We start from the raw sequence: 14,340 nt of genomic DNA on the forward strand, positions 1-14,340 counted from the left end.
CTGTATGGAATTCAGCAATCCTTTCGATAATCCGCAGGGGCAGTTTGCTATTTTGCGTAACGATCAGGGGCAGTACAGCCTGTGGCCGCAGCAGTGCGAATTGCCCGCAGGCTGGCGCGTGGTATGCGAAGCGCAATCGCAGGACGCATGCCAGCAGTGGCTGGCCGAACACTGGCAGACGCTCAGCCCCTCTAATTATGCGGGGGAGCATGCATGAACCGTCTGCCGCTTGTCGCCGCCCAGCCGGGCATCTGGATGGCGGAGCAGCTTTCCAGCCTGCCGAACGCCTGGAGCGTGGCACACTACACCGAACTGAAAGGCGATATTGACGCACCGCTGCTGGCAAAAGCCGTTGCCGAAGGCATGATGCAGGCCGACACTCTGCGCATGCGCTTCACCGAGGATAACGGTGAGGTGTGGCAGTGGGTGGATGCATCAATGACGCTGCCTGAACCGGAAATCGTAAATGCCGGTTCCCATGACGCCGCCGTGGCGCTGATGGACGCCGACCTTAACCAGAACCTTCGTGTCGACAGCGGTCAGCCCCTGGCGTTTCACCTGCTGATTCAGATCGGTCCGCAACACTGGTACTGGTATCAGCGCTATCACCATTTAGTGGTCGATGGCTTCAGCTTCCCGGCGATTACCCGCCAGATCGCTGCGATTTATGCCGCGTGGAAGAGGGGCGAGCCCACGCCGGACTCCCCGTTTACGCCGTTCGCCGGGGTGGTGGAGGAGTATCAGCGCTACCGCGCCAGCGAGGCGTATCAGCGCGACGGCGCCTTCTGGGCTGAGCAGCGCAAACAGCTTCCTTCTCCGGTTTCGCTTTCCTCTGCGCCGCTACCTGGGCGCGCCGCCACCACCGACATCCTGCGCCTGAAAATCGCCGCCGATGGCCGCGCCTTCAGCCAGCTTGCGCAGGCCGCAGGACAGGTACAGCGCACCGATCTGGCGCTTGCGCTGGTGGCGCTGTGGCTGGGCCGTCTCACCGGACGGCTGGACTACGCCGCTGGGTTTATCTTTATGCGCCGCATGGGCTCCGCTGCGCTGACCGCAACCGGCCCGGTGCTCAACGTGCTGCCGCTGGCGGTGAACATTCATCCGCACGAGAGCCTGCCGGAACTGGCGCAGCGCCTGGCAAACCAGCTGAAAAAAATGCGTCGCCACCAGCGCTACGACGCCGAGCAGATCGTGCGCGACAGCGGGCGTGCCGCAGGGGATGAAGCCCTGTTCGGCCCGGTGCTCAACGTCAAGGTATTCGATTACCAGCTGGACATCGACGGCGTGGAGGCCACCACCCACACGCTGGCCACCGGCCCGGTTAACGATCTGGAGCTGGCATTGTTCCCGGACGAGCAGGGTGGGCTGAGCATTGAGATCCTCGCCAATAAACAGCGCTACGATGAAACCACGCTGGCCCGTCACGTGGCGCGCCTGAATGGGATGTTGACGCAATTTGCCGCTAACCCGGACCTGCGCTGCGGCGAGGTTGAAACGGTCTCAGAGCAGGAATACCAGCAGCTTGCACGCATTAACGACACCGGGCTGGCGCTACCGTCCACCACGCTTGCGGAACTGGTGGCGGAACAGGCGAGCAAAACGCCGGACGCGCCCGCGCTGGCGGATGCGCACATCGAGCTCAGCTATCGCCAGATGCGCGAGCAGGTGGTGGCACTGGCGCATCTGTTGCGTGAGCGCGGCGTGAAACCGGGCGACAGCGTGGCGGTGGCGCTGCCGCGCTCGGTATTCCTGACGTTAGCGCTGCACGGCATTGTGGAGGCGGGGGCCGCGTGGTTGCCGCTGGATACCGGCTACCCGGACGATCGTCTGCGGATGATGCTGGAGGACGCGAAGCCGTCGCTGCTTATCACCACCGACGAACAGCGCCCGCGCTTTAGCGATCTGTCCGTCGGGACATTTAGTTACAACACACTATTACCGGCTGCGGAGGCTGAACCGCTGCGGCTGGCGAAGCCGGAGCAGACGGCGTACATCATCTTTACGTCGGGCTCGACAGGGCGTCCGAAGGGGGTAATGGTCGGGCATACTGCCATCGTTAACCGTCTTAAATGGATGCAGGATCACTACCCGCTGACGGCGTGTGACGTGGTGGCGCAGAAAACACCGTGCAGCTTTGACGTGTCGGTCTGGGAGTTCTGGTGGCCGTTTATCGCCGGGGCGAAGCTGGTGATGGCCGAGCCGGACGCGCACCGTGATCCTCAGGCCATGCAGCAATTCTTTGCGCACTATGGCGTCACCACTACCCACTTTGTGCCGTCGATGCTGGCGGCGTTTGTCGCCTCGCTGACGCCGGAAAACACCGACTGCTGTAAGAGCCTCAGGCAGGTATTCTGCAGCGGGGAAGCACTGCCGACGGAACTTTGTCGCGAATGGGAGCGGCTCACCCACGTGCCGCTGCATAACCTCTACGGCCCGACGGAAGCGGCGGTGGACGTTAGCTGGTATCCGGCATTTGGACCAGAGCTGGCGGCAGTTGCAGGTAACAGCGTGCCGATCGGTTTCCCGGTATGGAACACCGGGTTGCGGATCCTGGATGCGATGATGCGCCCGGTACCGTTTGGCGTGGCGGGCGATCTCTATCTCACCGGTATTCAGCTGGCGCAGGGGTATCTGGGGCGTCCGGATCTCACCGCCAGCCGCTTTATTGCCGATCCGTTCGCGCCGGGCGAGCGGATGTACCGTACCGGTGACGTCGCCCGCTGGCTGGACAACGGCGCGGTGGAGTATTTAGGCCGCAGCGACGACCAGCTGAAAATTCGCGGCCAGCGCATCGAGCTTGGCGAAATCGACCGGGCGATGCTGGCGCTGCCCGACGTAGCGCAAGCCGTGGCGCACGCCTGCGTGTTCAACCAGGCGGCGGCCACCGGCGGCGATGCCCGTCAGCTGGTGGGATATGTGGTTTCTGAATCCGGCTTACCGCTGGATCGCGACGCGCTGCTTGCCTCACTCAGATCGCAATTGCCGCCGCATATGGTGCCGGTGGTGTTACTGCAAATTAGCGCGCTGCCGTTAAGCGCAAACGGCAAACTGGATCGCAAGGCGCTGCCGCTGCCGGAGTTGACCAGCAAAACCATCGGACGCACACCGGAAAGTGCAACCGAAATTGCCGTCTCGCAGGCGTTTGCGTCTTTGCTGGGCTGTGCGGTGAACGACATCGAAGCCGATTTCTTTGCCCTCGGCGGCCACTCGCTGCTGGCGATGCGCCTGGCCGCACAACTCAGCCGTACGTTCGCCCGCAAGGTGACGCCGGGGCAGATAATGGTCGCCTCTACGGTCTGCAGGCTGAGTGCTCTGCTGGATTCGCCGATAAGCGACGAGCAGGCACAGCGTCTGGGTTATGAAACCTTGCTGCCGCTGCGCGTAAGCGACGGCCCGACGCTGTTCTGCTTCCATCCGGCTTCCGGTTTTGCCTGGCAGTTCAGCGTGCTGGCGCGCTACCTTAGCCCGCGCTGGTCCATTACCGGAATTCAGTCGCCGCGCCCGGAGGGGCCGATGCAGCAGTGTGCGGATCTGGATGGGGTGATTGAACATCATCTGACTACGTTACGTGGCCGGCAGCCCCACGGGCCGTATTACCTGTTCGGCTACTCGCTTGGCGGTACGCTGGCGCAGGGGATTGCTGCGCGTCTGCGTGAACAGGGCGAAACCGTCGCCTTCCTGGGTCTGCTGGATACCTGGCCACCGGAAACCCAGAACTGGGCGGAAAAAGAGGCCAACGGACTCGACCCGGCGGTGCTGGCCGAAATTGAGCGCGAGCGACAGGCGTTTATCGCTGCCCAGCAGGGGCAGGGCTCCAGCGCGCTATTCAACGCCATTGAAGGTAACTACGCCGACGCGGTGCGGCTGCTCACCACGGCGCACAGCTCGCGGTTTGACGGGAAAGCAACGCTGTTTGTTGCCGAGCGCACGCGAACGATGGATCCGCAGGTGGCGTGGTCGCCGTGGGTAAATGAACTGGAGGTATACAGCCAGGATTGCGCCCATGTGGACATCATTTCGCCGCAGGCGTTTGAGAAGATTGGGCCGGTGTTGCAGAAGATGTTGGGGGAGTGATTTCCCCTCACCCTAACCCTCTCCCACGGGGAGAGGGGATGATTTGCTCCCTCTCCCTGTGGGAGAGGGCCGGGGTGAGAGCATCAGCGCGCACGCTTTCCAAGCGGCACCACCAGCGGCGTGCCCGCCACCGGGTCGTCAATAATCATGCAGCGCATGCCGTAGATCCGCTCGATAAGCTCTGGCGTCACAATCTCCTTCGGCGCGCCCTGCGCCACAATTTCGCCGTCGCGCAGTGCAATTAAATGCGTGGCATAGCGGCAGGCCTGATTCAAATCATGCAGCACCGCCGCCAGGGTGTAACCTTGCGTGCGGTTGAGCTCGCTCAGCAACTCGAGCAGATCGATCTGATGGCTGATATCAAGCCAGGTCGTCGGTTCATCCAGCAGCATAATGGAGGTCTCCTGCGCCAGCACCATCGCGATCCACGCCCGTTGACGCTGGCCGCCGGAAAGCGTGTCCACGCTCTGCCGGGCGAGGTCCGTAATGCCCGTTGCCTGCATCGCGCGGTTCACCGCGTCTTCATCTTCCTTGCGCCAGCGGGTAAACAGCGGCTGGTGCGGATAGCGTCCGCGTGAGACCAGCTCCTGCACCGTGATGTCTCCCGGCGTGGTGGCGTTTTGCGCCAGCAGCCCGATGCGCCTGGCCACCTCTTTACTGGCAAAGCGCTGGATCTGCTCGCCGTCGAGGAATACGTGGCCTTCAACCGGCGTCATCAGGCGACTGAGGGTGCGCAAAAGGGTCGACTTGCCGCAGCCGTTCGGGCCGATAATCGCCGTGAAATGGCCGTCAGGAATGTTGACGGTTAAGTCATGGGCAACGATTTTTTTGCCGTAACCGAGAGTAAGGCTTTCGCCGCGCAAGCGGTTGGTTGAATCGGTCATTTCTTGCGTGACTCCTGAACGAGCAAGACGATGAGGTAAATCCCGCCAAGGCTGACGGTGACAACGCCCACCGGAAGTTGATAAGGCATAAACAGCCGCTGGGCGCAGAGATCGGCGGCCAACAGTAACATTGAGCCGCACAGCGCCGCCTGGGTTAAGCCCCAGCGGGCCGTACCGCTAAGACGACGCGCAATGTGAGGGGCAACAAGGGCGATAAAGGAGATGGGGCCGGCAATCGCAGTGGAGGCCGCGGTGAGCAACACGGCGACCAGCATCAGCATCAGGCGCGAACGCTCAACGCCGACCCCCAGCGCACAGGCGCTGTCGTCACCCATCTCCAGCAGCCGCATGCGCCGCACCAGCAGCAGCGCGGCGATAAACATCAGCAGAATCAATGGCGCGGCAGGCCAGACTTTGCCCCAGGTCAGGCCGTTGAGGGAACCGGCATACCACAGCCCGGCCGACAGCGCCGTTTCCAGCGAAGCCTGCAAGAGCAGCCAGGTATTGAACGCCATCAGCATGGCACGCACGCCGATACCGATAATGATCAGGCGGAAAGTGTCGATACCGTTGCGCCAGGCGAGCAGCCAGATCACCAGCGCGGTCAGTATCCCGCCGGTCATCGCCGTCACGGTGATGGCCGTCAGATGCTGACCAAACAGCACCATCGCGACCAGCACGCCGCTCCAGGCACCGGTGTTGAGACCCATTACATCCGGGCTGCCGAGCGGATTGCGCATCAGCGACTGGAAAATCGCGCCGCTGACGCCAAGCGCGGCACCCACCAGCATCGCCATTGCCACGCGCGGCAGTCGCCACTCCGTCACCACCATCGTGACAGCGCGCGGGGCGCTGCCGGTGAGCGCGTTAAACACCTGGGCGAGATCGAGCGTCACCGCGCCGCTGCACAGGCTTGCGATCGCCAGCATCAGAATGGCGATAACCAGCAGCGAAACGCTGAGGATCAAACGACGAGAGGGGGCCATCATGCGTCACCTCCGCGTTTACGTCGTACCAGGAAGATCAGGACCGGCGCGCCGATAAAGGCGCTTACCACCGAAACGCGCAGTTCGCCGGGAACCAGAAGACGCCCGACAACATCAGCGAACAAGAGCAGGGCCGGGGTGGCCAGCAGCGTCACCGGCAGCGACCAGCGGTGATCGGCCCCCACCAGCCAGCGCGACAGATGCGGCATCATCAGCCCGATAAAGGCAATCGGGCCGACCACTGCCGTCGCACTGCCGCACAGCACGGTGATGACCACTAATCCCGTCAACTGGGTTCGCGCCACGCGGTTGCCGAGCGCGGTGGCGGTGTCGCTGCCAAGGCTCAGGCTGTTCAGCGCCCGGCTTAAACCGAGTGCCACGGCGGCGGCAATCATCACCGGGATGACCACCACCTTAAGCGTCTCCAGCGTGCGGATATCCAGCGAACCGGCCTGCCAGAAGCGGAGCTGATCGTAAACGTCCGGGTTAAGCAGGGCGATGCCGTTAGATAACCCTTCCAGCACGGCGGCAAGCGCCACGCCCGCCAGCGTCAGACGTACCGGGCTAAGCTGCCCGCCGCCCTGGCTGCCGGTAAAGGCGACAATCAGCGAGGCCGCCAGCGCGCCGCAAAAGGCCATTACCAGTTGTTCTGAGGGAGAGGTAAACCCGAACAGCGCCGCACCAAGCACAATGGCAAAGCTGGCACCGCTATTCACGCCAAGAATGCCGGGGTCAGCTAGCGGGTTGCGGGTGAGGGTTTGCATAAGTGCCCCCGCAAGCCCCAGTGCGCCACCGGCAAGTAATCCGGCCAGGGTACGGGGCAGGCGGGCATCCAGCACGATGGTGCAGTCGGCGCTCTGACAGGTACCAAAGAGCGCATCAACAATCACGGAGGCGGGCAGCGGTTTCGCACCAACCAGCAGACTGAGCGCCATCGCAAGGATTAACAGCAGCAATAACACGGGCACGGCAACGGCGCGCACCGCAGAAGAAGAGGAAAACGACATAGCAACATCCATGATTTGATAATGATAGTGATTATCGTTATCTATCTTATTTGGCTATGTTAGCATGTGCGCCCATGGAATGGGTAGAAATAGACTCAAGGTCTTGTCATGAATCAAAAATCCTGGCTGATTAACCTCAGCCTGCTGAAGACGCACCCGGCGTATCGCGCCGTGTTTATCGCGCGTTTTATCTCCATTTTGTCCCTCGGCCTGCTCGGCGTTGCCGTCCCGGTACAGATCCAGACGTTGACGCACTCCAGCTGGCTGGTCGGGCTGTCGGTCACCTTAACCGGCGGGGCGATGTTTATCGGTCTGATGATCGGCGGCGTGCTGGCCGACAGGTACGAACGCAAGAAGCTGATCCTGCTGGCACGCGGCACCTGCGGGGTGGGGTTTGTCGGATTGTGCCTGAACGCGATGCTGCCGGAACCCTCCTTACTCGCCATTTACGCCCTCGGGCTGTGGGATGGTTTCTTTGCTTCGTTAGGCGTGACGGCGCTGCTGGCCGCCACACCCGCGCTGGTAGGGCGTGAGAATTTGATGCAGGCGGGGGCAATTACCATGCTTACGGTCCGTCTTGGCTCGGTGATATCGCCGATGGTGGGCGGCCTGCTGCTGGCCACCGGTAACGTGGCGTGGAACTACGGCCTCGCGGCGGCGGGGACGTTTATCACCACCTTAACCTTGTTGCGTCTGCCGCTTCTGCTACCGCCACCGCAGCCGCGTGAGCATCCGCTGAAATCGCTGATGGCGGCGATCCGGTTTCTGTTCAGCAACCCGCTGATTGGTGGTATTGCGCTGCTCGGTGGTCTGCTGACGATGGCGAGCGCCGTACGCGTGCTGTATCCGGCGCTGGCGGGGGTGTGGCAGATGAGCGCCTCAGAGATTGGCGTGTTGTACGCCGCCATTCCGCTCGGCGCGGCGTGTGGTGCGCTAACCAGCGGCAGGCTGGCGCAGAGCGCGCGTCCAGGGTTAATTATGCTGTTGACGACACTGGCATCGTTTATCGCGATGGGGTTCTTCAGCCTGATGCCGGTCTGGGCGTTGGGTGTGCTGTGTCTGGTGCTCTTCGGCTGGCTGAGCGCCATCAGTTCTCTGTTGCAGTACACCCTGATCCAGACCCAGACGCCGGAGGGGATGCTCGGGCGCATCAACGGCCTGTGGACCGCGCAAAACGTGACGGGCGATGCCATTGGCGCGGCGATCCTCGGTGGGCTGGGGGCCGTCATGACACCGGTGGCTTCGGCGAGCACCAGCGGGTTTGCGTTAGCCGTTGTAGGTGGGATCCTGTTAATGGTATTAGCAGAATTGCGCCGGTTCCGGCAGGAAGTTGTATTGAACGACGGTGCGGCCTGATGCCCCCACCCCGCCCCTCTCCCACGGGGAGAGGGAGGGAAAATGCCTACTTAAACAATGCATTTAATCTCTCTAACACCAGCATCGCGCTGTAATAATCCAGGCGGAACGTCTCCGTTCCCAGTGCCCACACGCGTTTATTCTTCACCGCAGGCAGGTGAGCCAGCAGCGGGTTGGCGTAAATCGCCTCAACGTCTTTTTGATCGCCGGCAAACAGGAACAGGCCTTCACCGTTCAGCCCGGTAGCCAGATTTTCACCGCCTAACTGGATGATGTCGTGACGTTTGCCCTGACTTTTTGAGGTGTGCAGCCCGGCAGGCAGTTCGGCCAGGGTAAAGCCTAACTGGTGCAACAGCTGGCCCTGGGCAGACTCCGCGGTCCACAGGTTAGCGCTGTGCGCGGCAGCGGTGTACACAATGGCGTTCACCGGTTGCGGCGGCAGCGTCATCTGCTGTTTCACCTGCGCGAGTTGTTTATCGAATGCTGCAATGCGTTCGGCGGCCTGTTTTTCCTGTCCGGTTATCGTGCCTAACTGCTTCAGCAGTTCCTGCCAGCTTTTGTCGTCGTAGTTGATGATGAGCGTCGGCGCGATGGCGGAGAGCTGATCGTACAACGCCAGGGCCGAATCTCCGCCGGTCGCGCTAATCAGAATCAGATCCGGCATCTGCGCCGCCACCGCTTCCGCACTCGGCTCGCCAATGTACAGGCGCGCCACGTTGCGCTGTTTCGCAATATCACCCCACTGACGTAAAAAGCCCTGCGCATCCGCCACGCGGTTATTGGGCGTGGTCGCCCCGCTGGCCACTACCGGAGCGTCAATCGCCAGCAATGAGCCGGTCAGGGTCACGCTGGTGGAGACAATGCGCGTGGGTTTGCTCTCCAGGGTATGCACGCCGCGGCTGTCGGTTACCTGACGCGGCCAGTCGGCGGCGATGGCTGAGGTTAGTCCTAAAACAAAACATCCCGTTAAAAGAAGGGCATTACGGCAAACGGCGGGGAATTTCACAACGCGGCATCCTGTTCTCTTTGAAGTTAATGCTTCTCATTTTCATGATTGCGGCGAGGGGATGCAAGCGATACTCGCACAAGATGTTCGCTCTGCGGTTGACACCGGCGCGATGTGGGATTAGGTTAGCCAACGAAAATATAAATGATAATCATTATTGCTTCTTTTATCATTTTATGGAGGATGATATGGATACGTCCCTGGCTGAGGAAGTTCAGCACACCGCGACCACGCTGCCATCAGACAGCTTTTTCTTTATGTCGCCTTACCGCAGTTTTACCACGTCAGGCTGTTTTTCCCGTTTCTCTGAACCCGCCGAGGGCGGTGATAACCCGTCGGGGGCCTTCCAGCAGAAACTGGCTCAGGCTTTCCGCAACGCGAAGGCCAGTGGCATTGCCCATCCCGTGATGGTGGGAGCCATCCCGTTCGATACCCGCAAGCCCTCATCCCTGTTTATTCCGCAGCACTGGCAGACCTTTTCGCGCCCGGCGCGTCAGCAGTCCGCGCGCTATTTTTCCGCTTCCCAGGCGTTGAGCGTGGAAACCCGCACTGAGATCCCGCCGCAGCCCGTGTTTGAAGAGATGGTTGCCCGTGCGGCAGCGCTCACCGCCACGCCACAGGTGAACAAAGTGGTGCTGTCGCGGCTGATTGATATTGCGACGGATAAAAAGATTGATAGCGGCGCGCTGATGGAGCGACTGATCGCCCAGAATCCGGCCAGCTTCAACTTCCATGTGCCGCTGGAAGATGGCGGCGTACTGCTGGGCGCGAGCCCGGAACTGCTGCTGCGTAAAGAGGGGACACACTTTAGCTCTCTGCCGCTGGCGGGCTCTGCGCGTCGTCAGCCGGATGACGTGCTGGATCGCGAGGCGGGTAATAAGCTGCTGGCCTCCGAGAAGGATCGCCACGAGCACGATCTGGTGACCCAGGCGATGAAAGCCATTCTGGCACCGCGCAGCCATCATCTCAGCATGCCAGCTTCCCCGCAGCTGATCACCACCCCAACGCTCTGGCATCTGGCGACGCCAGTGGAAGGGGACGCCCGTGAAAATGAGAACGCCCTGACTCTGGCCTGTCTGCTGCACCCGACGCCTGCGCTGAGCGGTTTCCCGCATCAGGCGGCAAAAGAGCTGATTGCCGGGCTGGAGCCGTTCGACCGCGAACTGTTTGGCGGCATCGTTGGCTGGTGTGACAGCGAAGGCAACGGCGAGTGGGTGGTGACCATCCGCTGCGCGCGTTTGCTTAAAAATCGCGTTCGCCTGTTTGCCGGTGCGGGCATTGTGCCAGCCTCCTCCCCGGTGGGCGAGTGGCGCGAAACCGGGGTGAAGCTCTCCACCATGCTCAACGTTTTTGGTTTGCACTGAGGAATTATCATGACCATCCCCTTTACCCGTTGGCCTGAGGAGTTTGCCCGGCGCTACCGTGAAAAAGGCTACTGGCAGGATCTGCCGCTGACTCACATTCTGACCGACCACGCGGAGAAAGATACCGTCGCCATTATTGACGGTGAACGTCACCTGACCTGGCGCGCGTTCAACCAGGCGGTGAATAACCTGGCCTCCGCCCTGCAGGGGCAAGGCGTGCGTCGTGGCGAGACCGCGCTGGTTCAGCTCGGCAACGTGGCTGAGTTTTACATCACCTTTTTCGCGCTTCTGCAGGTGGGGGTGGCTCCGGTGAACGCGCTCTTCAGCCACCAACGTAACGAGCTGAACGCCTACGCCGCACAGATCAAACCTGCGCTGCTGATTGCCGACCGCGAGCATGCCCTGTTTGCGGGCGATGATTTCCTGAACCGTTTTGTGGATGAACATCGCTCTGTGCGTGTTGTCCTGCTGCGTGGCGATAACGGCGCACATGCCCTGGAGGCGGCCATCGCCCACCCGGCGGCCCATTTCATCCCCAACCCCACGCCCGCCGACGAAGTGGCGTTCTTCCAGCTTTCAGGCGGCAGTACCGGCACGCCAAAACTGATCCCGCGTACGCATAACGATTACGACTACAGCATCCGTCGCAGCAACGAAATTTGCGGCATTACTGCGGATACCCGCTATCTGAATGCGCTACCGGCGGCCCATAACTACGCCATGAGTTCCCCGGGTTCGTTAGGGGTATTCATGGCTGGTGGTTGCGTGGTGCTGGCGCACGATCCGAGCGCCACGATCTGCTTCCCGCTGATTGAACGCCATCAGATTAACGTCACCTCGCTGGTGCCCCCGGCGGTCAGCCTGTGGTTGCAGGCGATTGCCGACGGCGCGGGCAATGCGCAGCTTAAATCGCTGAAGCTGCTGCAGGTGGGGGGCGCACGCCTCTCCGCCACGCTTGCCGCGCGTATTCCGGCGGAAATTGGCTGCCAGCTACAGCAGGTGTTCGGCATGGCGGAAGGGCTGGTGAATTACACCGCTCTCGACGATACCCCGGAGCGCATCATCCACACCCAGGGCCGTCCGATGTGCCCGGATGACGAAGTATGGGTGGCGGACGAGCAAGGCAACCCGCTGCCGCGTGGCGAAACAGGGCGTCTGATGACCCGTGGGCCGTACACCTTCCGCGGCTATTTCAACAGCCCGGAACACAACGCCAGCGCCTTTGATGCCAACGGGTTTTACTGCTCCGGCGATCTGATTGCCATCGACGAGCAGGGGTACATCACCGTGCAGGGGCGCGAGAAAGATCAGATCAACCGCGGCGGGGAGAAGATCGCCGCTGAAGAGATCGAAAACCTGCTGCTGCGCCATGAGGCGGTGATCCACGCCGCGCTGGTGAGCATGGAGGACAGCCTGTTGGGCGAGAAAAGCTGCGCGTTTCTGGTGGTGAAACAGCCGCTGCGCGCGGTTGAGGTGCGTCGCTTCCTGCGCGAGCAGGGCGTTGCCGAATTCAAACTGCCGGATCGCGTGGAGAGCGTGGATGCGCTGCCGTTAACGCCGGTCGGCAAAGTCGATAAGAAACAGTTGCGCCTGTGGATCGCTGAACGCGCCCGGGCCTGAGGAACAGAGTATGGCTATTCCAAAATTAACCGCTTACGCGCTGCCAACTGCCGCAGAGTTGCCGACAAGTAAAGTGAACTGGGCGTTTGAGCCTGAACGTGCCGCGCTGCTGATCCACGATATGCAGGAGTATTTCCTGAACTTCTGGGGCGAAAACAGCGCGATGATGCAGCAGGTGGTGGCGAACATCGCCAGGCTGCGCACGTACTGTAAAGCACACAACATTCCGGTTTACTACACCGCCCAGCCGAAAGAGCAGAGCGACGAAGACCGCGCCCTGCTGAATGACATGTGGGGCCCGGGCCTGACCCGCTCCCCGGAGCAGCAGCGCATCGTCGCTGAACTGACCCCGGACGAAGCGGACACCGTGCTGGTGAAGTGGCGCTACAGCGCGTTTCATCGCTCGCCGCTGGAGCTGATGCTGAAAGAGACAGGCCGCAATCAGCTGCTGATCACCGGCGTGTATGCCCACATCGGCTGCATGACCACCGCCACCGATGCGTTTATGCGCGACATCAAACCCTTCTTTATTGCCGACGCGCTGGCAGATTTCACCCGCGAAGAGCATCTGATGTCGCTCAACTATGTGGCGGGGCGTTCCGGCCGCGTGGTGATGACCGATGATCTGTTGCCGTCGGTTCCGGCCTCAAAAGCGGCGCTGCGTGAGCTCATCCTGCCATTACTCGATGAAACCGACGAACCGATGGATGATGAAAACCTGATCGACTACGGCCTGGATTCGGTGCGCATGATGGCGCTCGCCGCACGCTGGCGTAAAGTCCACGGCGATATCGATTTCGTGATGCTGGCAAAAAATCCGACCCTCGACGCCTGGTGGGCGCTACTCTCCCGCGAGGTGCAGTAATGGTTTTTGATTTCACCGGCAAAACCGTCTGGGTGACAGGGGCGGGTAAAGGGATTGGTTATGCGACGGCGCTGGCCTTTGCCGACGCGGGCGCGAAGGTGACCGGATTCGATCTGGCTTTCCCGCAGGAGAATTATCCGTTTGCTACCCAAACGCTGGACGTATCTGACGCGGCGCAGGTGAGCGATGTCTGCGGGCGCTTGCTCGCCGTAGAGGAACGTCTGGATATACTGGTCAACGCCGCCGGCATTCTGCGCATGGGCGCCACGGACCAGCTTTCGCAGGAGGACTGGCAGCAGACGTTTGCGGTCAACGTTGGCGGGGCGTTTAACCTCTTTCAACAGACGATGGGCCAGTTCCGTCGTCAGCAGAGTGGGGCGATTGTCACCGTGGCGTCCGACGCGGCCCACACGCCGCGCATCGGGATGAGTGCCTATGGCGCCTCGAAAGCGGCGCTGAAAAGCCTGGCCCTCACCGTCGGGCTGGAGCTGGCGGGCAGCGGCGTGCGCTGTAATCTGGTGTCGCCGGGGTCAACGGATACCGATATGCAGCGCACCCTGTGGACCTGCGACGATGCGGAGCAGCAGCGCATTCGCGGTTTTGGCGAGCAGTTTAAGCTGGGGATCCCGCTCGGGAAAATTGCCCGTCCTCAGGAGATTGCCAGCACGATCCTGTTCCTGGCCTCCGATGCTGCCAGCCATATCACCCTGCAGGATATCGTGGTGGACGGCGGCTCCACGCTGGGGGCGTAATGATCTGGAAACGCCATTTATCGTTAGATGCGCTCAATGCCACCAGCCAGAACACGCTGGTGGCGCATCTGGGCATCGTTTATACCCGCCTTGGCGACGATATGCTGGAAGCGGAAATGCCGGTGGATGCGCGCACCCATCAGCCGTTTGGCCTGCTGCACGGTGGCGCGTCGGCGGCGCTGGCGGAAACGCTGGGCTCGATGGCCGGTTTTCTGATGACCCGCGACGGGCAGAACGTGGTGGGAACGGAGCTGAATGCCACCCATCATCGTGCGGTAGCGCAGGGGACCGTGCGCGGCGTGTGTCAGCCGCTGCATCTGGGTCGATCCAGCCAGAGCTGGGAGATTGTGGTGTTCGACGAGCAGGGACGGCGGTGCTGTACCTGCCGGTTGAGTACGATGGTGCTGGGGTAATGTTGTGCGGCCT

At 61.6% G+C, this 14,340-nt stretch carries 12 protein-coding genes; 8 read left to right on the forward strand and 4 right to left on the reverse strand.

Annotated elements, in window-relative coordinates; genetic code table 11:
- Positions 1–4: 4 nt before the first annotated feature.
- Positions 5–217, forward strand: coding sequence for an MbtH family protein (locus ACQG22_RS06015; protein WP_013097641.1), 213 nt, complete (start codon positions 5–7; stop codon positions 215–217).
- Positions 214–4,074, forward strand: a complete 3,861-nt coding sequence (entF, locus tag ACQG22_RS06020) for an enterobactin non-ribosomal peptide synthetase EntF (protein ID WP_369706358.1) — start codon at positions 214–216, stop codon at positions 4,072–4,074. Before ACQG22_RS06015 ends, entF begins: the two co-directional genes overlap by 4 nt.
- Before the next feature lie 83 nt (positions 4,075–4,157).
- On the opposite strand, the gene fepC is transcribed toward entF, so the two are convergent.
- The 3 genes from fepC to fepD are packed head-to-tail and all read right to left on the reverse strand — an operon-like array spanning position 4,158 to position 6,951.
- On the reverse strand, positions 4,158–4,958 hold the full coding sequence (gene fepC / locus ACQG22_RS06025; RefSeq protein WP_214452893.1) for an iron-enterobactin ABC transporter ATP-binding protein: 801 nt from the start codon (positions 4,956–4,958) through the stop codon (positions 4,158–4,160).
- Entirely contained in the window at positions 4,955–5,947 is a 993-nt protein-coding gene (gene fepG / locus ACQG22_RS06030; protein ID WP_044158800.1) for an iron-enterobactin ABC transporter permease, read from the reverse strand. Before fepG ends, fepC begins: the two co-directional genes overlap by 4 nt.
- Positions 5,944–6,951 carry a Fe(3+)-siderophore ABC transporter permease gene (gene fepD, locus ACQG22_RS06035; RefSeq protein WP_023621325.1) on the reverse strand — a complete coding sequence of 336 codons (1,008 nt, stop codon included), beginning with the start codon at positions 6,949–6,951 and terminating at the stop codon, positions 5,944–5,946. The genes fepG and fepD overlap by 4 nt, the downstream gene beginning before the upstream one ends.
- A gap of 108 nt (positions 6,952–7,059) precedes the next feature.
- On the opposite strand from fepD, the gene entS reads away from it, so the two are divergent.
- Entirely contained in the window at positions 7,060–8,307 is a 1,248-nt protein-coding gene (entS, locus tag ACQG22_RS06040; protein WP_369706359.1) for an enterobactin transporter EntS, read from the forward strand.
- Positions 8,308–8,353: 46 nt separating this feature from the next.
- Here entS and fepB read toward each other — a convergent pair whose 3' ends face one another.
- Positions 8,354–9,313 (reverse strand): Fe2+-enterobactin ABC transporter substrate-binding protein, encoded by a 960-nt coding sequence (gene fepB, locus ACQG22_RS06045; protein ID WP_013097635.1) that lies wholly within the window; start codon positions 9,311–9,313, stop codon positions 8,354–8,356.
- 188 nt (positions 9,314–9,501) lie between these two features.
- On the opposite strand from fepB, the gene entC reads away from it, so the two are divergent.
- From entC to entH, 5 genes are read left to right on the forward strand one after another with little or no spacing between them, the layout of a single operon-like run.
- Positions 9,502–10,677 carry an isochorismate synthase EntC gene (gene entC, locus ACQG22_RS06050; protein ID WP_248032140.1) on the forward strand — a complete coding sequence of 392 codons (1,176 nt, stop codon included), beginning with the start codon at positions 9,502–9,504 and terminating at the stop codon, positions 10,675–10,677.
- 9 nt (positions 10,678–10,686) lie between these two features.
- Positions 10,687–12,297 carry a (2,3-dihydroxybenzoyl)adenylate synthase EntE gene (gene entE / locus ACQG22_RS06055; RefSeq protein ID WP_095427322.1) on the forward strand — a complete coding sequence of 537 codons (1,611 nt, stop codon included), beginning with the start codon at positions 10,687–10,689 and terminating at the stop codon, positions 12,295–12,297.
- A 10-nt stretch (positions 12,298–12,307) separates the two neighbouring features.
- Entirely contained in the window at positions 12,308–13,162 is an 855-nt protein-coding gene (locus tag ACQG22_RS06060; RefSeq protein WP_013097632.1) for an isochorismatase, read from the forward strand.
- Entirely contained in the window at positions 13,162–13,914 is a 753-nt protein-coding gene (gene entA / locus ACQG22_RS06065) for a 2,3-dihydro-2,3-dihydroxybenzoate dehydrogenase EntA (protein ID WP_013097631.1), read from the forward strand. The genes ACQG22_RS06060 and entA overlap by 1 nt, the downstream gene beginning before the upstream one ends.
- Positions 13,914–14,327, forward strand: a complete 414-nt coding sequence (entH, locus tag ACQG22_RS06070; RefSeq protein ID WP_047351875.1) for a proofreading thioesterase EntH — start codon at positions 13,914–13,916, stop codon at positions 14,325–14,327. The genes entA and entH overlap by 1 nt, the downstream gene beginning before the upstream one ends.
- The last annotated feature ends 13 nt before the right edge of the window (positions 14,328–14,340 follow it).

Source organism: Enterobacter cloacae complex sp. 309I3 (assembly GCF_050031595.1).
Lineage (GTDB): Bacteria > Pseudomonadota > Gammaproteobacteria > Enterobacterales > Enterobacteriaceae > Enterobacter > Enterobacter cloacae.